The sequence below is a fragment of the Clostridium sp. ATCC BAA-442 genome (genome assembly GCF_964239415.1).
GTDB classification, from domain to species: Bacteria; Bacillota; Clostridia; order Oscillospirales; family Oscillospiraceae; genus Flavonifractor; species Flavonifractor plautii.
Map to the genome: position 1 here is coordinate 88,220 of NZ_CAXSQB010000003.1, position 21,419 is coordinate 109,638.

At 60.5% G+C, this 21,419-nt stretch carries 25 protein-coding genes and 2 other annotated features (1 of these 27 cut by a window edge); of the genes, 12 read left to right on the top strand and 13 right to left on the bottom strand.

The window, feature by feature from the left end:
* Positions 1-153, bottom strand: a binding site (T-box leader); it reaches 62 nt to the left of the window's first position.
* 80 nt (positions 154-233) lie between these two features.
* Positions 234-1,292 (bottom strand): aspartate carbamoyltransferase, encoded by a 1,059-nt coding sequence (gene pyrB, locus ACESY8_RS02225; protein WP_007495890.1) that lies wholly within the window; start codon positions 1,290-1,292, stop codon positions 234-236.
* Between the two features lie 194 nt (positions 1,293-1,486).
* On the opposite strand from pyrB, the gene ACESY8_RS02230 reads away from it, so the two are divergent.
* Positions 1,487-2,029 (top strand): putative ABC transporter permease, encoded by a 543-nt coding sequence (locus ACESY8_RS02230; protein WP_009259278.1) that lies wholly within the window; start codon positions 1,487-1,489, stop codon positions 2,027-2,029.
* A gap of 44 nt (positions 2,030-2,073) precedes the next feature.
* Here the strand turns inward: ACESY8_RS02230 and ACESY8_RS02235 are convergent, their stop codons facing one another.
* Entirely contained in the window at positions 2,074-2,286 is a 213-nt protein-coding gene (locus ACESY8_RS02235; RefSeq protein WP_007495894.1) for a hypothetical protein, read from the bottom strand.
* Between the two features lie 116 nt (positions 2,287-2,402).
* On the opposite strand from ACESY8_RS02235, the gene ACESY8_RS02240 reads away from it, so the two are divergent.
* The 3 genes from ACESY8_RS02240 to ACESY8_RS02250 all read left to right on the top strand — a co-directional run bounded on the left by ACESY8_RS02240 (position 2,403) and on the right by ACESY8_RS02250 (position 4,073).
* Complete coding sequence (locus tag ACESY8_RS02240) at positions 2,403-2,939, top strand: gamma carbonic anhydrase family protein (RefSeq protein WP_009259279.1); 537 nt, start codon at positions 2,403-2,405, stop codon at positions 2,937-2,939.
* On the top strand, positions 2,936-3,769 hold the full coding sequence (locus tag ACESY8_RS02245; RefSeq protein ID WP_054338512.1) for a DUF2238 domain-containing protein: 834 nt from the start codon (positions 2,936-2,938) through the stop codon (positions 3,767-3,769). Before ACESY8_RS02240 ends, ACESY8_RS02245 begins: the two co-directional genes overlap by 4 nt.
* Before the next feature lie 115 nt (positions 3,770-3,884).
* On the top strand, positions 3,885-4,073 hold the full coding sequence (locus ACESY8_RS02250) for a DUF1540 domain-containing protein (RefSeq protein WP_007495903.1): 189 nt from the start codon (positions 3,885-3,887) through the stop codon (positions 4,071-4,073).
* A gap of 59 nt (positions 4,074-4,132) precedes the next feature.
* Here the strand turns inward: ACESY8_RS02250 and ACESY8_RS02255 are convergent, their stop codons facing one another.
* The 6 genes from ACESY8_RS02255 to rsxC are packed head-to-tail and all read right to left on the bottom strand — an operon-like array spanning position 4,133 to position 9,332.
* Positions 4,133-5,068, bottom strand: coding sequence for an RnfABCDGE type electron transport complex subunit B (locus ACESY8_RS02255; RefSeq protein ID WP_054338511.1), 936 nt, complete (start codon positions 5,066-5,068; stop codon positions 4,133-4,135).
* Between the two features lie 15 nt (positions 5,069-5,083).
* Positions 5,084-5,674: an electron transport complex subunit RsxA gene (rsxA, locus tag ACESY8_RS02260; protein ID WP_007489470.1), complete on the bottom strand. Its 591-nt coding sequence runs from the start codon at positions 5,672-5,674 to the stop codon at positions 5,084-5,086.
* Complete coding sequence (gene rsxE, locus ACESY8_RS02265; protein WP_007489469.1) at positions 5,674-6,357, bottom strand: electron transport complex subunit RsxE; 684 nt, start codon at positions 6,355-6,357, stop codon at positions 5,674-5,676. The genes rsxA and rsxE overlap by 1 nt, the downstream gene beginning before the upstream one ends.
* A 15-nt stretch (positions 6,358-6,372) precedes the next feature.
* Entirely contained in the window at positions 6,373-6,924 is a 552-nt protein-coding gene (locus tag ACESY8_RS02270) for an RnfABCDGE type electron transport complex subunit G (protein ID WP_007489468.1), read from the bottom strand.
* 3 nt (positions 6,925-6,927) lie between these two features.
* Entirely contained in the window at positions 6,928-7,989 is a 1,062-nt protein-coding gene (locus ACESY8_RS02275; RefSeq protein ID WP_007489467.1) for an RnfABCDGE type electron transport complex subunit D, read from the bottom strand.
* Positions 7,986-9,332, bottom strand: coding sequence for an electron transport complex subunit RsxC (gene rsxC, locus ACESY8_RS02280; protein ID WP_007489466.1), 1,347 nt, complete (start codon positions 9,330-9,332; stop codon positions 7,986-7,988). The genes ACESY8_RS02275 and rsxC overlap by 4 nt, the downstream gene beginning before the upstream one ends.
* Before the next feature lie 371 nt (positions 9,333-9,703).
* Positions 9,704-9,926 (top strand) — a binding site (T-box leader).
* A 49-nt stretch (positions 9,927-9,975) separates the two neighbouring features.
* On the opposite strand from rsxC, the gene ilvB reads away from it, so the two are divergent.
* From ilvB to ilvC, 4 genes are all read left to right on the top strand, one after another.
* Positions 9,976-11,685: a biosynthetic-type acetolactate synthase large subunit gene (gene ilvB / locus ACESY8_RS02285; RefSeq protein ID WP_204681785.1), complete on the top strand. Its 1,710-nt coding sequence runs from the start codon at positions 9,976-9,978 to the stop codon at positions 11,683-11,685.
* 14 nt (positions 11,686-11,699) lie between these two features.
* A complete protein-coding gene (gene ilvN, locus ACESY8_RS02290) occupies positions 11,700-12,254 on the top strand; it encodes an acetolactate synthase small subunit (RefSeq protein ID WP_054338510.1) in 555 nt (184 codons plus the stop codon).
* Between the two features lie 445 nt (positions 12,255-12,699).
* Positions 12,700-13,152 (top strand): GNAT family N-acetyltransferase, encoded by a 453-nt coding sequence (locus tag ACESY8_RS02295; RefSeq protein WP_054338509.1) that lies wholly within the window; start codon positions 12,700-12,702, stop codon positions 13,150-13,152.
* 126 nt (positions 13,153-13,278) lie between these two features.
* A complete protein-coding gene (gene ilvC, locus ACESY8_RS02300) occupies positions 13,279-14,298 on the top strand; it encodes a ketol-acid reductoisomerase (RefSeq protein WP_498794557.1) in 1,020 nt (339 codons plus the stop codon).
* A 270-nt stretch (positions 14,299-14,568) separates the two neighbouring features.
* Here ilvC and ACESY8_RS02305 read toward each other — a convergent pair whose 3' ends face one another.
* Both ACESY8_RS02305 and ACESY8_RS02310 read right to left on the bottom strand, forming a co-directional pair.
* Entirely contained in the window at positions 14,569-14,841 is a 273-nt protein-coding gene (locus ACESY8_RS02305) for a hypothetical protein (RefSeq protein WP_007489074.1), read from the bottom strand.
* A 71-nt stretch (positions 14,842-14,912) separates the two neighbouring features.
* Positions 14,913-15,692, bottom strand: a complete 780-nt coding sequence (locus tag ACESY8_RS02310; RefSeq protein ID WP_007489073.1) for a TetR/AcrR family transcriptional regulator — start codon at positions 15,690-15,692, stop codon at positions 14,913-14,915.
* Between the two features lie 262 nt (positions 15,693-15,954).
* On the opposite strand from ACESY8_RS02310, the gene ACESY8_RS02315 reads away from it, so the two are divergent.
* Together ACESY8_RS02315 and ACESY8_RS02320 are read left to right on the top strand one after the other, a co-directional pair.
* A complete protein-coding gene (locus ACESY8_RS02315; RefSeq protein WP_021632052.1) occupies positions 15,955-16,953 on the top strand; it encodes an amidohydrolase family protein in 999 nt (332 codons plus the stop codon).
* A 20-nt stretch (positions 16,954-16,973) separates the two neighbouring features.
* Positions 16,974-18,281: an MFS transporter gene (locus ACESY8_RS02320; protein WP_007489069.1), complete on the top strand. Its 1,308-nt coding sequence runs from the start codon at positions 16,974-16,976 to the stop codon at positions 18,279-18,281.
* A gap of 59 nt (positions 18,282-18,340) precedes the next feature.
* Here ACESY8_RS02320 and ACESY8_RS02325 read toward each other — a convergent pair whose 3' ends face one another.
* Together ACESY8_RS02325 and ACESY8_RS02330 are read right to left on the bottom strand one after the other, a co-directional pair.
* On the bottom strand, positions 18,341-18,694 hold the full coding sequence (locus ACESY8_RS02325) for a helix-turn-helix transcriptional regulator (RefSeq protein WP_009259290.1): 354 nt from the start codon (positions 18,692-18,694) through the stop codon (positions 18,341-18,343).
* Positions 18,695-18,754: 60 nt separating this feature from the next.
* Positions 18,755-20,152, bottom strand: a complete 1,398-nt coding sequence (locus ACESY8_RS02330) for an MATE family efflux transporter (RefSeq protein ID WP_035300441.1) — start codon at positions 20,150-20,152, stop codon at positions 18,755-18,757.
* Between the two features lie 290 nt (positions 20,153-20,442).
* On the opposite strand from ACESY8_RS02330, the gene ACESY8_RS02335 reads away from it, so the two are divergent.
* Positions 20,443-20,871, top strand: a complete 429-nt coding sequence (locus tag ACESY8_RS02335; RefSeq protein ID WP_007489064.1) for an Hsp20/alpha crystallin family protein — start codon at positions 20,443-20,445, stop codon at positions 20,869-20,871.
* Positions 20,872-20,891: 20 nt separating this feature from the next.
* Here ACESY8_RS02335 and ACESY8_RS02340 read toward each other — a convergent pair whose 3' ends face one another.
* Complete coding sequence (locus tag ACESY8_RS02340) at positions 20,892-21,104, bottom strand: hypothetical protein (RefSeq protein ID WP_007489063.1); 213 nt, start codon at positions 21,102-21,104, stop codon at positions 20,892-20,894.
* A gap of 93 nt (positions 21,105-21,197) precedes the next feature.
* Between ACESY8_RS02340 and ACESY8_RS02345 the strand changes: the two genes are divergently transcribed.
* Complete coding sequence (locus ACESY8_RS02345; protein WP_007489062.1) at positions 21,198-21,398, top strand: helix-turn-helix domain-containing protein; 201 nt, start codon at positions 21,198-21,200, stop codon at positions 21,396-21,398.
* The last annotated feature ends 21 nt before the right edge of the window (positions 21,399-21,419 follow it).

Genomic DNA, 21,419 nt, shown 5'->3' on the forward strand with positions numbered 1-21,419 from the left:
CTCTTGTCTCGCTAACGGGAGAACCCGCCGGGCCCTACTGTATTCAGGCCCGGAGCTCCGGGACGACCTTCCCCGCGCCGCCGGAGGGCCTTGCACCATCCGGCCCCTCTCTGCACCGCCCGCGCGGGTACTCCTTCCCTTCGTCGCTGTGTATCGCATTTAGTATATGCAAAATCGGGAAAAAAGTCAAGGCAAAACGTGATATCCCCGTGTCCGGTGGAGGTTGTCCCCCCTTACCGCAGTTCCTTGTCGCAGTAGGCGCAGCAGTCCACGCCGCCGTTCTGCTTCACCAGGGGAGGCAGGTAGTGCTCGGTCTGGGTGATGCAGTTGGGGTTGGAGCACACCGGCTTGACGCCGATTTCCACCGGCTCCGGTTTTTCCCGCTCCTGGTTGGCCAGATCGGTGAGCAGGGCCATGCGGGCGTACATTCCGTAGCGGGCCTGCTCGAAGTAGACCGCCCGGGGATCGTCGTCCACGTCGATGGCAATTTCATCCACCCGGGGCAGGGGGTGCATGACCAGCAGTTCCTTCTTCGCACGGTCCAGCTTCCGCCGGGTGAGGACGTAGACGCCCTTGCAGCGCTCGTACTCCAGGGGGTCTACGAAGCGCTCCCGCTGGATGCGGGTCATGTAGAGCACATCCAACTGAGGGATGACGGCCTCCAGGCCGGTGACCTCGGTGAACCACATGCCATGCTCCCGCATAAAGGCCCGCATGTACTCGGGCACCGCCAGCTCACGGGGGGCGATGAGGAAAAACTTGATGCCCTCAAACTTGGCCAGGGCCTTGATGAGGGAGTGAACCGTGCGGCCGTTCTTCAAATCGCCGCACAGGCCCACGGACAGCCCGTCCACCTTGCCCCGCAGGCGGGTGATGGTGGTGAGATCCGCAGTGGTCTGGGTGGGGTGCATGTGGCCGCCGTCGCCGGCGTTGATCACCGGCACGTCGGAGTACAGGGAGGCCGCCTTGGCCGCGCCCTCCTTGGGGTTGCGCATCACCACCACGTCGGCATAGCCCGACACCATCTTGATGGTGTCCTTCAGGGTCTCGCCCTTGGCGGTGGAGGTGGACTTGGGGTCGGCGAAGCCGAACACCGTGCCCCCCACCCGCAGCATGGCGGTCTGAAAGGAAAAGTTGGTGCGGGTGGACGGCTCATAGAACAGGCTGGCCATCACCCGCCCACGGCAGGCGTCCATAAAATCGGCGGGGTGGTCCATAATATCACTGCACCGCTGGTACAGGGACTCCCACTCCGCCCTCGTCAGGTCTCCAAAGTCGATCAGATGCCGCATGACGCTTCATTTCCCCTTTTGAATTTTTTCTATCGTATCATATTTCCCCCGGCCCGGGCAAGAGCAGAACGGACAAATTTTTACACTTTTTTCTCCTCCGCCTTGTCAGTCCCCCCGCCCTGTTAAAAACTGCATCACATGATCTCTCCCGCTTCGCCTCATGCTATGAAAAACGGACGAAGCGGGGCGGTTTTATGGTGTGGTTTTGGTACTTTCTGATCTACAGTTTTCTCGGCTTTCTGGTGGAGGTGGCCTATGTCCGCCTGGTGGGTGGAGTCAAACGGGACCGGAAGTGCCGTCTGGTACTCCCCATCTGCCCGGTGTACGGCCTGGGGGCATTGGCCATTCTCCTCCTGCCGCCTCTGGTCCGGGACAGCCTGCCCCTTCTCTTCCCCGCCGCCGCCCTGGTGTGCACGGCGGTGGAGTATGTGACCGGGCTGTTTTATGAAAAGGTCTTTCGGGTATCCTTTTGGGATTACTCCCACCTGCCCCTCAATCTGGGCGGACGGGTATGCCTTCTGTTCGCCCTGTTCTGGGGGGTACTGGCCCTGCTCGTCCTCCATGTGATTCATCCGGCGGCGGCCTGGCTGGCGGCGCGGATTCCGCTGTGGGCATTCCCTCCAGCCGTGCTGGCCACGGCGCTGGACACGCTCCTCACCGCCCGGCTCCTGCGCCGGACCGGAGACCCCAATTCCCTGCGCTGGTATGCCCGCCTGCCCCGCCGCCGGCCGGCATAAAGCAGGGCGGGGGCGGCCACGTGCCGCTCCCGCCCTTTTTGCATCTACGCCCGGCGGAGTTCACTGAGGGTCTCGTCGATCTTCTTCTGCGGTACGTATGCCTGGGCCACAGACAAAATCTGCTCCAGGGTGATGGTGCGGGCCGCTCCCAGCATGGGGTGCTTCATCAGCATGGGGAAACGGCGCTGAAACACCGCCCGGGCCCCCGGGTGGTCCAGCAGCTCCCCCACCGTGATCTGATTGCGCTTCAAGTCCATTGGCTTCACCTCCCAGCTATCCTATGCCGGGCCGGCGGGAGATTTGACTTGCCACCGCCGGGGACAGGCGCTATAATGATAGATATCACTGTAGAAAGGGAGAGGAACCAGCAGACATGATACAGCGCTTTCGCGGGCATTCGCCCATCATCCACCCTGCCGCCCGGCTGGCCGCCAATGCCACCCTGGTGGGCTGCGTGACGGTGGAGGCCGCCTCCAGCATCTGGTACGGGGCCGTGCTCCGGGGGGATGAGAGTTCCATCCACGTGGGAGCGGGCTCCAACATCCAGGACAACGCAGTGCTCCACTGTGACGCAGACTGCCCCACCGTGATTGGCCGCGACGTGACCGTGGGTCATGGTGCCATTCTCCACAGTTGTACAGTGGAGGACACCTGCCTGATCGGCATGGGAGCCATCCTGCTCAACGGCTGCACCATCGGCGCGGGTAGCCTGGTGGCCGCCGGGGCGCTGGTCACCCAGGGAGCTGTGATTCCGCCCGGCAGCCTGGTGGTGGGGTCCCCAGCCAGGGTGGTGCGCTCCCTCCGGCCGGAGGAGGCCGCCGAACTGCTCCAGTCGGCCAAGACCTACCGCACTCTGTCCGCTGAGCTGCTTCCCACCGCCGAGGCGTCCGAAACAGGAGGAAGCGTATGAAAAGGAAAGGGAAAATTCCCGGCCGTTATCATAAAACATTGAAGGAACAGGTGCGTGAGAACCCCCGGCTGGCCGCCGTCTACGTCATTCTGCGGGTGCTGGTGGTGCTGGCCCTGGTGGCACAGGTGTTTAACGGGAACTTTGAAAACGTGTTCCTGTGCGTGCTCACCCTGATTCTGTTCTCCATCCCCAGCTTCATCGAGCGCACGGTCCGCATTGATATCCCGGACACCCTGGAAGTCATCATCCTGCTGTTCATCTTCGCGGCGGAGATCCTGGGGGAGATCCAGGCTTACTATGTCCAGTTTCCCTATTGGGACACCATGCTCCATACCCTCAACGGCTTTCTCTGCGCGGCCATCGGCTTCTCCCTGCTGGACATTTTGAACCGGGACGAGCGTCTGGCCTTCAAGCTCTCCCCGGTCTATCTGGCGGTGGTGGCCTTCTGCTTCTCCATGACAATCGGCGTGCTGTGGGAGTTCTTCGAGTGCTTTATGGACCAGATGTTCCTGCTGGACATGCAGAAGGACACGATCGTACACTCCATCGGCTCCGTGATGCTGGACCCCGCCGGCGGCAACACCCCGGTGGCCATCCACGACATCACCGACGTGATTGTGATCACGGCTGATGGAGCCCAGCACCCACTGGGCCTGGGCGGTTATCTGGATATCGGCATCCTGGACACCATGAAAGACCTCTTCGTCAACTTTATCGGCGCGGTGGTGTTCTCCTTTATCGGCTATTTCTATGTAAAGAACCGCGGCAAGGGCTGGTTCGCCAAGCGCTTCATCCCCAAGGTCCTCCCGGAGTCCGGCGCCAAAAAATAACCGAATATTCCGCCCCCAGGGGCGCATACTAGGGAAGCACTGCTCCCACCCTGTCACGCAGGGCGGGCCGGTGCTTCCCTTGCGTCATACCAAGGAATCAAGGAGGAATCTCACCATGAACAAGACCCCCAACAACAGCATCAAGTGCTCTGTGAACAGTTGTGCTTACCACTGCGGCGAGCAGAACTACTGCACCCTGAACGAGATCAAGGTGGGTTGCTGCGACTCCAACGTGACCAACTGCGCCTCCACCGAGTGCGCCTCCTTCCAGCTGGGCGACCACGGCGGCTGCTGCAAGCGCTGAACCGTCCATCCATGCAAAATCGCGCGTTCCCGATTGGGAACGCGCGATTTTTATGGTATTTACTCCTTGGGCTCGGCAGGTACCTCGGCCTTAGGGTCGGCAGCGGCCTCCGCTGTAGGCTTCTCCGTAGCTGGAGCCGCGGGCTTGACAGCGGCAGCCGGGGCGGCCTTGGGGGCCGCAGGCTTCACCTCGGGCACCTTGCCGTCCACGGTGATCAGCTTGCGGGGGCACTTCTGTGCGCAGATACCGCAGCCGATGCACTTCTCGTAGTCGATCACCGCCAGGTTGTTGACCATGGTGATGGCTTCCTTGGGGCAGCTCTTAGCACACAGGGAGCAACCGATACAGCCATTGTCGCATACCTTGCGGGCGTCCACGCCCTTGTCGTGGGAGGAACAGGGAATGGTGACGTGGCGCTTGGTCTTGTAGGGCTCCAGGGCGATGATGTGTCGGGGGCAGATGTCCACGCACTTATTGCACGCCTTGCACTTCTCCTCATCGACCCTGGCCACGCCGTCGATGACGTGGATAGCGTCAAAGGGACATGCCTTCTCACAGGAGCCCAGGCCCAGGCAGCCATAGGCGCAGCCCAGGTCGCCGCCGCCGGGCAGCTTGGAGGCCGCCACGCAGTCGTGGATGCCCACGTAAGTGTACTGCTTGTAGTTCTGGCCGCAGCCGGTGCAGTGCACCTGGGCAATCTGCTTCACTGCGGCGCCAGCGGACACGCCCATAATCTCGCCGATCTGGGCGGCCACCGCCTCGCCGCCGGCGGCGCAGGCATTGACTGGGGCCACTCCCTTGACCACAGCGGAGGCATAGCCGGAGCAGCCGGGATAGCCGCAGCCGCCGCAGTTGGCGCCGGGCAGACAGCCCAGGATGGCCTCTTCACGGGGATCCACCTCAACAGCGAACACCTTGGAGGCGATCGCCAGGACCAGGCCGAAGATGGCGCCCAGCACAGCCAGGACCACAACGGCAATTATAACAGTCGTCATATTCTTCCGCCCTCCTTAACCGAAGACCTTCAGGCCGGAGAAGCCCATGAAAGCCAGAGCGATGAGGCCGGCGGCCACCAGGGCGATCGGGAAGCCCTCGAAAGCCTTGGGCCACTCGGAGAACTCCATCCGCTCCCGGATGCTGGCGAAGATCACGATGACCAGCAGGAAGCCGATGCCGCCGGTAACGCCGTACACGACGCTCTCAATAAAGCCGTAGCCGTTCTGGGTGTTCTGCAGCACCACGCCCAGCACAGCGCAGTTGGTGGTGATCAGGGGCAGGTACACACCCAGGGCCTCATAGAGGGAGGGCATGGCCTTCTTGAGGAACATCTCGATGAACTGCACCAGAGAGGCGATGACCAGGATGTAGGTCACGGTCTGCATGAAGGTCAGGCCCATGGGAACCAGAATGAGCTCATTGATGGGCCAACAGATGGCGGAGGCCAGGCCCATGACGAAGATAACCGCCAGCCCCATGCCGGAGGCAGTCTCGATCTTTTTGGAAACACCCATGAAGGGGCAGATGCCCAGGAACTGGGCCACAATAAAGTTATTGACCAGGATGGCGCCCAGGGCGATGGTAAAGAGCTGAGTCCACTCCATTACTTGGCCACCTCCTCAGTCTTTTTGTCGCCCTTCTTGGGCTTGTTCAGAATGTACTGCATGGCCGCGATCACGCAGGCCAGGGTCAGGAAGCCGCCCACCGGGAGAATCATGCCCAGAGCGGGAATGCCCTCGGGCAGGATGCGGATGCCTGCGGCAGTGCCCAGGCCGAAGACCAACTGTCCTTCTGCGCCGATCTCCAGCAGGCCGCCCATAATGGTGCCATTTCCAAGGAACTCGCGAACCACACACATGATGACCAGCACCATGGTGTAACCCAGGCCCTGGAAGATACCGTCCAGCGCAGAAGCGCCGATACCATTCTTGTAGGCAAAGGACTCGGCGCGGCCCAGAATGATACAGTTCACCACGATCAGGGGGATAAACAGGCCCAAGCTCTTGGACAGGGCCGGGATAAATGCCTGCAGGCACAGGTCAACGATGGTAACAAAGCCGGCGATGACCACGATGAAGCAGGCGATGCGGATGTTGTTGGGGATGATCTTACGCAGGGCCGCGATGATGATGTTGGACAGGGTCAGAATCACCAACACGGACAGGCCCATGCCCAGGCCGTTGAACAGGGTGGTGGTAATGGCCATCACCGAGCACATGCCCAGCAGTTGGACGGTGACGGGGTTCTGGAAGAACAAGCCGTCCCTAAATTGTTTCATCACGTTCATATTCGATTACCCTCCTTAGCCCATGCTCGCGGCGGCGGCGATGGCGCTGGTGACGGCCTCGCAAACGCCGCGGGAGGTGATGGTAGCGCCGGTCAGGGCGTCGATGTCGCCGCCGTCCTTGGTGACCTTGACCTCGCCGGTCTTGCCCACGAACTGGGCCTGGAAGTCCGGCTTGCTGGCGTTGGAGCCCAGGCCGGAGGTCTCGCCGGTGCTGGTAATGGAGATGCCGGAGCAGGCCCCGGTATTGTCCACACCCACCATGATAGTCAGGTTGCCGCTGAAGGACGTGGCGGGCTTAACCTCCACCACGTATCCGGCATCGCCGGCCTTGTAGACGGCCTGCACCATAGCGTCGCCGCCGGTGTACTCCACCTCGTCATAGCTGTTGGCGGGGAGCACGGCAGCCATGGCCTCCTGGGTGGTCTTCTCGTTGTTAGCCGCGATAAAGGGGGCGGTCACATAGTTGGTCAGGCCCAGCAGAAGGGCGGTGGCCGCACAGATGGCAAAGAGGACGATCACCAGGGTCGCCATGCCTGGTTCCTTTTTCTTGGTTGCAGTCTCACTCATGGCTTAGCCCTCCTTCCCGGCTTTTTTGGCCGCCTTGGCCGCAGCCTTCATTTCCTTGGTCACTCCGTAGCGGCCGGGCTTGCCCACCTTGTCGATGAGCCACACGCAGCAGTTCATGATCAGGATGGAGTAGCTCACGCCCTCGGGATAGCCGCCGAAATAGCGGATGAACACGGTCAGCAGGCCGCAGCCGATGCCGAAGATGATCTCACCCTTTTTGGTGACGGGGCTGGTGACATAGTCGGTGGCCATGAAGAAGGCACCCAGGAACAGGCCGCCGGTGAAGAGCTGGTAGGTCATCCACACCAGCCGGTCGTTGCCGCCCAGGGGGAACAGGAAGGTGAGCACCGCCACGGTGGCGATGTAGGCCACGGGGATGCGGGCGCGGATGACGCCGCGGACGATCAGATACACGCCGCCCAGCAGCAGGGCCAGGGCGGAGATCTCACCGATACAGCCGCCCACATTGCCCACAAATGTGTCGAGGATGGTGGCATCGGGCAGCAGGCCGCCGTGCATGAAGTCAGCAGACAAGGGGGTTGCGCTGCTGACGATATCCACCCCGGCCATAGTCTTGGTGCCGCCCAGCAGGTCGGCCCAGGCGCCGGTGCCGATGCCGGGGGCCACCCAGGTGGTCATGGCCACGGGGTAGCACAGCATCAGGAAGGCGCGGCCGCCCAGGGCGGGGTTCATGAAGTTCTTACCCAGGCCGCCGAAGAGCTGCTTGACCACCACGATGGCGAAGAAGTCGCCGATGATCAGCATCCAATAGGGCAGGGTGGGGGCGCACACGAAGGCCAGCAGCACGCCGGTGACGGCGGCGGACAGGTCCTTGACGGCGCAGGACTTGTGCATCAGCTTGCGGTAGCCCCACTCGAAGAACTCGCAGGCCAGCACGGAGATGATGGTGGCCACCAAGGCACGGGGGCCGAAGAACACCACGCCCATGACCATGGCAGGTACCAGGGCGATGAGCACGTCCCGCATCAGGTTGGTGGTGTCAATGGGAGAGGCCACGTGGGGGGACGACGCCACCGTGAGTCTCAGCTTCTTTTCCTCGTTCATGCTTTGGCCGCCTCCTTCGCCGCTTTTTCCTTGGCCGCCAGAGCCCGCAGCTCACCCTTGGTCACACGGAAGGACTGGACCAGGTGGAGGCGGGCGGGGCAGATGTAGTTGCAGGAACCGCACTCAATGCAGTCCATGACGTTGAGCGCCTCGGCCTCCTTCCACATGCCCTTCTCGGCGTACAGGTGCATGTAGACCGGAGTCAGGTGCATGGGGCAGACGTTGACGCAGCGGCCGCAGCGCAGGCAGACCTCCTCCTCCACAACGGGGGCGGCCTCCTTCTTGGTCAGGCAGAGCACGGCATTGGTGCCCTTGATGCAGGTGACATCCAGGTTATACTGGGCGATGCCCATCATGGGGCCGCCGGTGAGCACGCGGTCGGGCTCCTCCTTGAAGCCCTTGCCCTCGTCGATGATCTGCTGGAAGGAGGTGCCCAGGGGCACCAGCAGGTTTTTGGGCTCCTTGATGGCGTCGCCGGTGACGGTGAGGATGCGGTGGGTCAGGGGCTTGCCCTCCACCACGGCGTCGTACACGGCAGCGGCGGTCCCCACATTGAACACCGCGCAGCCCACATGGGCGGGCAGCCCGCCGGGAGGCACCTCGCGGCCGGTGACGCGCTGAATGAGCTGCTTTTCCGCGCCCTGGGGGTAGCGGGTGCGCAGAGACTCCACCTGCACGTCGTTCTTGCCGCCCACCAGCGCCTTCAGGTGCTCGATGGCGTCCTCCTTGTTGGCCTCCACACCGATGACGGCGTTCTTCAGGCCGAAGGCCTGCATCAGAATGCGCACGCCGCCGATGACCCGCTCGCCCTGCTCCAGCATCAGCCGGTGGTCAGCGGTTATGTAGGGCTCACACTCGGCGCCGTTCAGGATCAGGGTATCCACCTTGCCGACGCCGGAGCTGATCTTCACGTGGGTGGGGAAGCCGGCGCCGCCCATTCCGGTGATGCCCGCCTCCTTGACAATCTCCACGATCTCCTCGCAGCTCAGCTTGCTGTAGTCGGGATGGGGGGTGAGCACGGAGCCCCAGGTGTCCTGGAAGTCATTCTCGATGACCACCGACATCACCTTTCCGCCGCCCACGTAGGGACGGGGCTCCACCGCCTTGACCACACCGGACACAGACGCGTGAATGGGGGCGCCCAGGCCGGCGATCTCGCCGATCTTCTGGCCCACCTTGACCTGATCGCCCACGGCTACAATGGGCTTACAGGGCGCACCGACATGCATTGCCATGGCGATGACGACCTGCTTGGGAGCGGCGCTCAGGGGCGCAACCTCCTTGTGGCGTGCCAACTCTTTCCGGTCATTGGGGTGCACGCCGCCGTAAAAGCTTTGCTTCATAGGTCCACCTCGCAAATCTGACCCACACACGGGCCATTGTTCTGAGTCGTTTGACCGGTATCTCAAACAGATTTATCATAGCGCAAACGGAGCATCTTGTCCAGTTAAAACGCTCAAATTCCCTTCATTTTTTCTTTTAAACCAATTAGTTTTTTCTCTTTTTCCAGAAATATGGTAACATCCGCAGTACCATTTTTGCAAAAACCATCCGGTTTACTTTTTCGTCAGGATGACAACAGAGCTCCGCTCCGTTCTCCACTTTCGTTGTTTAAAATGGAGAAGTTCAAAAAGTGAAATTAACCCGATTGACAAATGCGGTCCGGAACGGTATGATATCAGGTAATTACATTTTCCGGGCTTGCCCGGAGCGTACAAAGGCGATGACCGGGACAGTACGGGCGGTACATAAGCGCAGAGAGGGAGCGGCTGGTGTAAGCTCCCATGAGGCCGCCCCGAACGCTCGCCCGGGAGCAGCCCTGCTGAACCGCAGGTTAGGCAGGGACGGTTTCCCCTCCGTTAGCGGGGCAATGAGTGCGCGGGCGCGCCCCGCGAAGTTAGGTGGTACCACGGAGTCATGGCGGCTTCGTCCTATGGGACGAGGCCGCCATGCTTGTTTTTATCGTTAAAGGAGGTTGGACGACCCATGAGAATGAAAACCGCCCAGATTTTGATGGAGTGCCTTCTGGAGCAGGGGGTGGACACGGTCTTCGGCTACCCCGGCGGCACGATCCTGAACGTATACGACGAATTTGAGCTCCACGGCTACAAGGACAAAATCCGCCATATCCTCACCGCCCACGAGCAGGGCGCCTCCCACGCCGCCGACGGCTATGCCCGCGCCACCGGAAAGGTGGGGGTGTGCTTCGCCACCTCCGGCCCCGGGGCCACCAACCTGACCACCGGCATCGCCACGGCCTACTACGACTCCTCCCCTGTGGTGTTCATCACCTGCAACGTCAGCGAGAACCTCATCGGCAAGGACTCCTTTCAGGAGGTGGACATCACCGGTATCTCCATGCCCATCACCAAGTGCAACTATCTGGTGAAGGACCCCGGCGCCCTGGCCGACGTGCTGCGGGAGGCCTTCGCCATCGCCCGCTCCGGCCGCCCCGGCCCCGTGCTGGTGGACATCGCCAAGAACGTCACCGCCGCCGAAGCCGACTACGAGCCCCTCCCCCTCGACCAGCACGCCAACCACGGCCGTCTGGGGGCCATGCTCCGCCGGGCCAGCCACGATCTCAAGACCCCCGAGCCCGACGCGGGAGACATTCAGACCCTGCTGGATCTCATTGAGGGGGCCCGGAAGCCCCTGGTGCTGGTGGGCGGCGGGGTCATCCGCTCCAAGGGAGCTGTGCCCCAGTTCCGCACCTTTATGGAGCGGCTCAACGCTCCGGTGGCCTCCACCATCATGGGCGGCGGCGCCTGCCCCGGCAATCACCGGCTGTTCACCGGCATGATCGGTATGCACGGCTCCCACGCCTCCAATCTCGCCTCCGACCAGTGCGATCTGCTCATCGCCGTCGGCTGCCGCTTCTCCGACCGGGTGGCCACCGACCCCGCCACCTTCGCACCCAACGCCAAAATCGTCCACATCGACATCGACCGGGCGGAGATCGACAAGAACGTGCTCACCCACCACCACATCATCGGCGACGCCCGCCGGGTGCTGGAGCTGCTCAACGAGAAGCTCCCCCAGCACGACTACCCGGAGTGGAAGGCGTGGGTGTTCTCCCACCCGGAGGTGCCCCTCAAGAAAGACGATGTTCTCCACCCCCACGAGATTCTGGAGACCATCCAGGCCGTCACCGGCGGGGACGCCATCGTGGCCACCGATGTGGGCCAGCATCAGATGTGGTGCGCCCAGTACTACCACTTCTCCCGCCCCGGCCAGTTCATCACCTCCGGCGGCTTCGGCACCATGGGCTTCGGCCTGGGGGCCGCCATGGGGGCCGCCGTGGGCAATCCGGGCAAGGTGGTGGTGCACTGCACCGGCGACGGCTGCTTCCGCATGAACTGCCACGAGCTCTGCACCGCCGAGCACTACAACATCCCCGTCATCACCGTCATCTTCAACAACCGCACCCTGGGTATGGTGCGCCAGTGGCAGAACCTGATCTACCAGAAGCGGTTCTCCCAGACCGATCTGGACCGCGGCCCCGACTTCGTCAAGCTGGCGGAGGCCTACGGCATCCAGGGGGAGCGGGCCGCCACCCAGCCGGAGTTCGAGGCGGCCTTCCGCCGGGCCGTGGCCGCGGGCCGGCCCTATCTCATCGAGTGCGCCATCGACAAGGACGCCATGGTCCACCCCATGGTCTCCGCCGGCGCTCCGGTCACCGATTTCATCCTGAATTAAAGGAGGGCGTGGATATGAATGAAGCCGTGACCCGCCGCACCCTCTCGGTGCTGGTGGAAAATGCCGCCGGTGTCCTGTCCCAAGTCTCCCGGCTGTTCTCCCGGAAGGGCTATAACATTGAGTCCCTGGCGGTGGGCACTACCGACGACCCAGCCGTCTCCCGCATCACCATCGAGGTGTGGGCCGACAAGCCCATGATTGAGCAGATCATGAACCAGCTGCGCAAGCAGTTCTCCGTCTACTCCGTGCAGGAGCTGCTGCCCGAGCGGTCCATCCGCCGGGAGCTGGTCATGTTCAAGGTGCGGGCCGAGACCCCCGACATCCGCAACGAGATCATCCAGATCGCCAACATCTTCCGGGCCTCGATCATCGACGTGTCCCTCAAGTCCCTCACCCTGGCCCTGATCGGCGACGAGACCAAGGCCGACGCCATGCAGAAGCTGCTGGAGGCCTTCGGCATCCTGGAGCTGGTGCGCACCGGCATGGTGGCCCTCGAACGGGGCGCCTATACCATCGGCGACGAGACCAAGGAACAGACCGAGTTTAATCTGGGCAAGAACTTCCTGTAGCTCCGGCCGGTCTGTTCCTGCGAGCGCAGCGAGCCGCCGCTCTGCGGCGTCCAAGCGTTTCGCGCAGCGAAACCTTGCCGCAGGGGCAATTCACTGCACAGCCGTTGGCGGCTTTGCCGCCCTACGGATGTGGCGTACCCCTTGCGGGTGCTTCCGCCGAGGATGTGAATTCCCGCCCGGAGGGCTCCCAAACGCGCCAGCGCGTTTGGGACATGCAGACCGAGTTCTATCTGGGCAAGAACTTCCTGTAAAGCTCCCGTTTCCCGGTGCGCAGAACATAGGCCCCGGCAAATTCCACAGAGGCCTCTGTGTTTTCATATAAATATGAAGTGTCTCATTTTCCACAGAAAGGGGGAGAGCATGTATGAAGCTGTATGAAACCATGTTCCTGTCAACCAGAGGGAGGGTGTTCCTCTATTAGCCCTCCAGATATGAAGGAGGAAATATGGACCATATTACCCTGCAAAAAGTGGATGAATCCAATTTTCTTGCGTGCTTTTCCCTGAGATTAGAGGCCCAGCAGGAGAAATTCGTATCCCACCCGATCCGTAGTCTGGCCCAGGCGTATGTATACTACAGCCAGTGTACGCCCTTTGCGGTCTGCCGCGCTGGTCAGGTGGTCGGATATCTGATGGTCATCTATGACTATGATGAAGAGGCTTACTTCATCTGGCATCTGATGATTGACGCCCAGCACCAGGGCAGGGGCTGCGGGAGGGCGGCTATGGAGGCGGCGCTTGCCTATATCCGTTCCAAGCCCTTCGGGGCTTCCAACCTCGTCCGGCTGACCGTCAGCCCGGAAAATGCGGCCGCCTGCCATTTGTACCAGACCCTCCACTTCTCTCCCACCGGTCGGGCGGACGGGGATGAGATCGAGCTGGAGCGGGTGCTTGACTGATTTCCGCCCCATGCGGCGGCCTTCCGCTTCTGCGGATTGTATCACAGTTATCATTCTTTTCCCGAAAACTATGCTATCATGAGTTCAAATTCCCCCACCAACAAGAAGAAAAAGGAGTGTATCACCATGGCTAAGATGTACTACGAGAAGGACTGCGAGCTCTCCTACCTGAACGGCAAGAAAATCGCCATCATCGGCTACGGCTCCCAGGGCCACGCCCACGCCCTCAACCTGAAGGACTCCGGGTGCGATGTGTGCGTCGGCCTGCGGGCCGGCTCCAAGAACTGGGCCGAGGCGGAGAAGGCCGGCCTGGCGGTCAAGACTGTGGCCGAGGCCGCCCAGTGGGGCGACATTGTAATGATGCTCATCAACGACGAGGTGCAGGCAGAGGTCTATAAGAATGACATTGCCCCCTACCTGACCGGGGGCAAGGCCCTGGCCTTTGCCCACGGCTTCAACATCCGCTATCAGCAGATCGTTCCCCCCGCCGGCGTGGACGTGTTCATGGCGGCCCCCAAGGGCCCCGGCCACACCGTCCGCTCCACCTATGTCAACGGCAAGGGCGTGCCCTGCCTCGTGGCAGTGGAGCAGAACGCCACCGGCAACGCCTATAAGCTCGCCCTAGCCTACATTGCGGGCATCGGCGGCGCCCGGGCCGGCGTGATGGAGACCACCTTCCACGACGAGACCGAGACCGACCTGTTTGGCGAGCAGACCGTCCTGTGCGGCGGCGTGGTGGATCTGATGCGCTGCGGCTTTGAGGTGCTGGTGGAGGCCGGCTATGAGCCGGAGAACGCCTACTTCGAGTGCATCCACGAGATGAAGCTGATCATCGACCTGATCAACAAGGGCGGCGTGGCGGCCATGAACTACTCCATCTCCGACACCGCTGAGTTCGGTGAGTACGTCTCCGGCCCCCGTGTCATCCCCCACGAGGAGACCAAGGCCCGCATGCGCGCCGTGCTCTCCGACATTCAGGACGGCACCTTCGCCAGCAAGTGGATCGCCGAGAACAAGAACGGCCGCACCTTCTTCAACTCCAAGCGCGCCCAGCTCAAGAAGCACCAGATGGAGCTGGTGGGCGACGAGCTGCGCCGCAACATGATCTGGGGCGGTGATAAAGATCTGGACACTGCCTCCAACTGACCCAGAACCGGGCGCGAGCCCCGCGCAGCGGGTCGCGTCCGGAGAGGAGGCGCAAGGGAGCGCAGCGAGGGATGCCCGCAAGGGTGTCCCGAGCAGAGTGGACTTTGCGCCGACGAGGGGCGGCGACAAGGATCTCGACACCGCCTTCAACTGAACCGGGGCTCCCGCGCAACCCCAGCGTCAGCGGTTTGCGTGGGGAAGCGGAACCTTCCCTTCTCCCCAAAAAGTCCGGCCCGTGCATTTGCACGGGCCGGACTTTTTGTTTCTGATTCAGCGAATGTCTCCGGGAAGCCCCGCCGCGTCCCGCGCGGCATCGTAGTCCCTCTTGTTCACATAGATGATGTACTCGTACTGTGCCCCCGACGACATGCCCATGGTACCGAAGTCGGCCCGGGTACCCGGATTGAGGGCGGAAGGCGAGCTGCGGTCGATCGCCTTCACCGTGTAGTCCAACCCCGCATCCCGCAGGGCGGACAAGATATCGCTCTGTTCCTGCATGGTCAGAACGGTGACCAGCTCGCGGCGGTTCCAAATGGCAAGCATACGTTCCCCTCCTTCTGCTCTTTCCCGGTCAGCCCGAGCGCCCTGTCCTGTAAGTCAGGGTGCTTTTGAATTCAATGCAGAATCCCGTGGAGAAAAATCTTTGTCAGCGTATCTACAATCTCCTCATCCCCGTACTGGGGTTCTACTCCCACCACAATTTTATACTGAATCGCAAACCCAAACAGGGAGCCCACATAGGTCTTAGAGGCCAGATAGGTGTCCACCCCCTCTTGGAGATTGCCGGTATACCTCTTCAGCACCGTCTCTACACAGCGGGCCACATAGCCGATGCCGTTCTTATGATAGATGCTGCTGACCTCCGGGTGCCGCTTGGAGTCCCGGATGATGGCCCGGGTAAAGGCGATACGCTCCGGCGTGTCAAAAACCGCCAGATAGGCCAGCCCTATCTTTTTGATAGCAGCCTCCAAATCATAGCCGTCTATTTCCGGCTGAATGCTCAAAAAATTGAAATAGAACGGTGTCTCCTGCATGACAGCGGAGTAGAGCTCCTCTTTGTCCTTGAAATACTGGTAGAGTGTGGCCTTGGAATAGCCCGACTCCCTGGCCAGCATATCCATAGATACCCCGTCATAGCCGTGTTCCCCAAAAAGGATCAGCGCCGTCTGAAGAATTGAGGTGCGGTTGGCGTTATATGCATCCTGCAACGCCTCTTCTTCCGAAATGTCCAGATTTTCAAACAGATCCTTTTTCCCATTGAAGTGCAGGTAGATGGTGGACGGGGAGATCCCAGCCGCCCGGGCGATACTGTTAATGGTTGTCCCTTTGTAGCCCTCTTTCAGGAAAATACATCTGGCTGTCTCCAAAATCTTTTCCCTGACATCGCTCTCCATGCTTCTCCCCCTCCTTTCAAATTTAACTGTTGATTCTAGTTTATCCTGTTATAAATATCCTGTCAAGCATCACTGTGCCTCCAATTCTGTATTCCGCACAAGTTTCCCGCCAACTTTTTGTCCAAAACATCTATTTTGTTTTTTCTCTGCAGCGATAATATAATAACACTTGACAGTATATTATTATTATGCTACTCTTGCATCGTGTAATAATTATTACCGACTATTTCAATTATATTATTCCTCAAAGGGAGGTCTTTCTTTGATCCGCATTGATCTGGAAAATCACTTTTACGCTCCATGTCTCATTGACGCGCTGGCGCAGCGCAGTCAGCCGCCGTTTTATGACCGCGCCACTGACCAGATTCACTGGACCGAGGATGTCTGTATGCCCCAGGGGGAGCTGCTTCAGCGGCTTCTGGAAGTAGGCGAGCATCGCCTGTCCCTACTGGAGCAGCAGGGGATTACCCATGCGGTGCTGAGCTGTTCCCCCGGCGCCGAGCAGCTTGAGCCCGCCAAGAGCATAGCCGTTTGCCAGGCCACCAATGCCGCGCTGTATGAGCTGACGCGGGCCCATCCCGGCCGTCTGTTCGGCAGCGCCATTCTCCCCGTAAAGGACGTGGCCGCTGCGGAGCGGGAGCTGGAGCGCTGTGTGAAGGAATATGGCTTCGTGTCATGGCACACCCACTCTAATTACGGAAACACCGCACCGGACGATCCCCGCTATCTCCCCCTCTTCCGCAAGGCCGCCGAACTTGGCGTCTACGTCTATCTCCACCCTCAGCTCCCCGAGGGCAGCCGCTACGCAGGCTACGGCTTTACCTTTGCCGGTCCCGGTCTTGGCTTTACGGTGGATACGGTCACCACGCTGCTGCGCATGGTGGTATCCGGCCTGTTCGACGAGATTCCCTCTCTCCGGCTGGTACTGGGACACCTGGGCGAGGGGCTTCCCTTTTTGCTGGACCGTATTGAAAACCGGATCAAATTTCTGCCCAATCCGGCCATTCGCTGCCGCCGCCCGTTGCGCTACTACTTTCAGCACAACATCTGGGTTACTACCAGCGGCAATATGTCGCCGGAGGCTTTCCGCTGTACCCAGGATGTGCTGGGTATGGACCACATTCTCTTTGCAAGCGACTACCCCTATGAGTCCGTGGAGGACATGATGGCCTTTTTGCGAGGGATTCCGCTGGATGAGGCGGACTACGCCAGGCTCTACTATCAAAACGCAGAAGCATTACTGGGAATTTCCCTTTCTTAATTGATTTGGAGGTGTCATCCATGAGGAACAGGAAACATGACGGCAACAAGTCCTCGGTCGTAAACTTCGGTGTGCAGGGCTGGGTCACCATCCTGTACTGTCTGCTGATGTTCTGGCTTTATGCCGGCATGGTGAACAGCGGTTCCAATGTAACCGCCCCGGCTATCGCAGAGAAGTTCGGCATCCTTCCCGGTACCGTACTGAATATGAACACCGTGGCCGGCGTGGTGGGCGTCATCTTCTTTATTGTCGTAGGCCAGATCAACCGGGTGATCGGCGCCCGCATCACCTCCGGCGTGTGCCTAATTGTCGCCGGCCTGGCCTATCTCGGCGTAGGCAATGCCGTCAATCTTGCCATGTATACCGTCTGCATGTGTATTGTGGTGGGCGGCGTCATGTCTGCGGGCTACATCTCCGGCGGGGATCTGGTCACCCAGTGGTTCCCCAAGAAAAAAGGCATCGTCATGGGCTACACCACCATGGGCCACAATCTGGCCTCCGTCGCCTTTGTCCCCCTTATCACACTTCTGGTAGGTCGGCTGGGCATTGGCAACGGTGTAATTCCCATCTCCGTTTGCGCCATCGTGCTTGGCATTCTTGGTCTGCTTCTCGTCCGCAATACTCCGCAGGAGCGCGGCCTCAACCCGGACAATGTGTCCGATGAGGTCTACCGAACCGAGTACTTCCACGGCCATGAGGATCCCACTGGCGGCTGGACCACCGGCAGACTGCTGCGGTGCAAGGAAACCTGGCTGGTGGCCGTCACCACCGGCATGTTCCAAATCTGCTCCCTGGGCGTGGTATCTCAAATGGTGCTGCGCAACATGGAGCTGGGCTTCTCCCGGGAGCAGGCAACCTTTATCCTCAGCCTGGTAGCTCTCATCGGCCTGGTCGGCTCCTTTTTTGTGGGCTATATGGATGAGCGCCTTGGCACCAAAAAGTCCATGCTGTTCTTCGGCATCTGGTACGCCCTCTCCCTGCTGGCCAACGCCACCGAGAACACCGTTCTGGTCTATGTCTCCATCTTTATGATCGGCATGTCCATTGGTGGCTCCGCCAACTTCACCACCTCCCTTACCACCTCCGTGTTTGGCCGTCAGGGATTCAGCAAGGTAAATTCCGTCGTTTTCCCCATCCAAGGCGCGGTGTCCGCCCTCTCCTTCGTGGTCAACGGCGTAGTCTCCAACATCACCGGCGGCAACCTGCGCTACACCTATCTCATTTTTGCCGGCGTATCCGTAGTCTCCGCGCTCATTGTACTGCTAGTGGATGAACACCGCTTCAACAAGGACTGGCAGCAGGGACAGAACGCCCGCTCCGCCTCTTGATGAGTCCAATAAAAAAGATCGCCTGCCCCGGCCGGGGCAGGCGATCACAGTTTTTGGGGTCATTCCACGCTTTTCAGCAGCTCCTCCGCCGAAACTCCGAAGAGCTTGGCCAGGGCCAGCAGGTTGGAGGTGCTGGGATCGGCGGTGCCGCTCTCCCACTTGCTCACCGCCTGACGGCTCACGCCCAGGGACTCCGCCACGAACTCCTGGGTCATCTTGCAGCGGGTGCGGTGATACCGGATGGCCTCCCCCAGGCTCCTGGCCATCTCCGCCTTCTCCTGCCGGACGGGACCGGATTTCAGGTACTTCCGCAGAGCCTTAATGAGCAGAACCGCCAGATAAATCACCAGGGCCAGGATGCCCGCCCAGATCACCAGCCCCAGTAAAAGTGGGATTGTCGTCGCGAAACTCATATCAAACACTCCTTTCCAGATGGCCCCATTTTAGCCTGTTTGGGCGGTTGCCTCCACCAATTATGGCGCAACTTTTGGTTGCTCTTCCCGCTCCTCCCGCTCCCGCGCGGCCCGCTGGGCCAGGATTTTGGGGAAGAAGTGGAGGAACAGGCAGGTGGTCACCGTGGCGGCCACCGCGTCGGCGATAGGCTCGGAGAGGAAGGTGGCCTCCGGGGAGACTAGGGCGGGCAGCAGGAGCAGACCCGCCAGGAACACGCACTTGCGGAAGATGGAGCAGAACAGGGCCAGCCGCACATGGCCCAGGGCGGTGGTCTCGTCCACCAGGGGATACTGGATCGCCAGGGGGATGATCATGGCGGTGAATACCTTAATGTAGCGTACCGACCGCGCCGCCACCTCCGGGTTCTGGGTAAACAGGCCCACAAACACCGGGGACAGGGTGTGGGTCACCACCGTCATGAGCACACAGAAGGTCACGCACAGGGCCACGATGGACTGGATGGCCCTCTTGATGCGCTCCAGGTTGGCCGCGCCGTAGTTGAAGCTGACCACCGGCTGGCTGCCCAGGGTAAGGCCGCCCATGGGCATGGTGATGAGGAGCAGATAGCTCTGCACGATGGTGGCGCAGGTCACCAGGGTATCCCCCAGCTCCGGCCCGCCGTAGCGCTGGAGCACAGTGTTCAGCACGATCAGCAGGATGCTGTCCGTGGCGATGATGAGGAAGGGGGACAGGCCGAAGGCCAGCACCCGCCGCATGATGCGCCAGGAGAAGCCGCCCCACCGCAGGCGCACCGGCATCCGTTTCCGCCGCAGGGAGAGGAGCACAAAGGCGCAGGAGGCCATCTGGGAGAGCACGGTGGCCAGGGCGGCCCCGGCCACGTCCAGATGGAAGCCGAAGATGAAAATGGGGTCCAGGATGATGTTGAGCACCGCCCCCAGCATCACCGTGGCCATGCCCAGGCCGGAAAAGCCCTGGGCGATCAAAAAGCTGTTCATGCCGGTGGCCATGAGGGCAAAGAAGGTGCCCGCGGTGTAGATGGTCAGGTAGGTGTTGGCGTAACCGAAGGTGGCGTCGCTGGCGCCGAACCACATGAGCAGATGCTCCTTCAGCAGGAGGAACAGAGTGGTCAGCACGCCGGACAGTATCAGCAGCATCAGGAAGCTGTTGGACAGCACCCGCCCGGCCTCCCTGTCCCTCCCCTCCCCCATACGCATGGCCATGATGGGGGAGCCGCCCAGGCCCACCAGGGAGGCGAAGGAGGACAGCAGGGTGACGATGGGGCCGCACACCCCCACCCCCGCCAGGGCCAGATCGCCGATACCCTGGATGTTGCCGATGTAGATGCGGTCTACAATGCTGTATAGGACGCTGACTAGCTGAGCCAGCATCGTGGGGATGGCCAGCCGGCACACCAGCCGGAAGACCGGATCACGCCCCAGATCGTTGGTCTTTCTCACGGTTTTTCCTCCCTTTTTGAAACACACTGGGGCATTATACCTCTTTTTCCGTCCCCCGTAAAGGCCCTTTGGCTTTTTAGCACTCTTAAACGCAGAGTGCTAACATTTACAATTTAGACATATTTACATGTATATTTGTTCATAAACTCGGCCTATACTTTGTCTCAGAAAATGAGTTGAGGGGCCGGAAAGGCCCCTGGAAAGAGGATGATTGGAATGGAACAAAGGAAGTTTTAGCACATCAATGTTCCCATTGCTAAATCACATTTCCGAAAAAAGGAGCGATTTTTATGTTTGGCATGCTTCCCTTTGAGCGCAGCGACGACAACCTGTTTGATACCTTTGATAACTTTACCCGCAACTTCTTCCGCGGCAGCAACGCCAGCCTGCCCGCCTTCCGCACCGACATTCGGGACGCCGGAGACAAGTTTGTCTTAGAAGCCGAGCTGCCCGGGTTCGACAAGGGCGACATCAAGCTGGATGTGAAGGACGGTATCCTCACTATTACCGCCGAGCACAGCGAGAACCAGGAGCAGAAGGACGCCAAGGGTGCCTACATCCGCCGGGAGCGCCGGTACGGCTCCTTCAGCCGTTCCTTTGATATCACCGGCATCGATGAGGGCTCCATTACCGCCGCTTACAACAACGGCATTCTGGAGCTGAACCTGCCCAAGGCCGTCCCCGTGGTTCCTGAGAGCCGCCGGATTGCCATTGATTGACCTGGATATCCGGGAGCCGGTCAGCCTTGGCTGACCGGCTCCTTCCCGTTTTCTGTTCCCTCCCAGCGCTCGCAGCCGAAGTCCGGCTCCGGGTGCCGCCGCCAGGGGTGAATACAATGACCGTACCAGAGAGGGTAATAATTCCCCTGCTCCGTGCGGACGTAGTGCTGGCGGTAATGAACGCAGGTCCCGCAGACCCGCTTTTCCACCATGTACTTCCGGGGCAATGACATAAAATCACCTCATATTGTTATATTACTATCATTCGATAGTATAGTCAATACTATTATCCGGTAGTAAGATACAATAGCGCCGAGGTGAATAACATGTATCTTCCCCGGCTGCGCGATTTGCGCGAGGATCACGATATGACCCAGGCGCAGATCGCTGCGATTCTTGGAATCGACCAAAGAGTTTACAGTATTTATGAAACCGGGAAACGGGATATACCCCTGCCCCATCTGGTAACATTAGCTGACTATTATAAAGTCTCCACAGATTACCTGTTGGGTCGGGAGAAATCCTGATTCTCCTTATAAAAGGAGCGT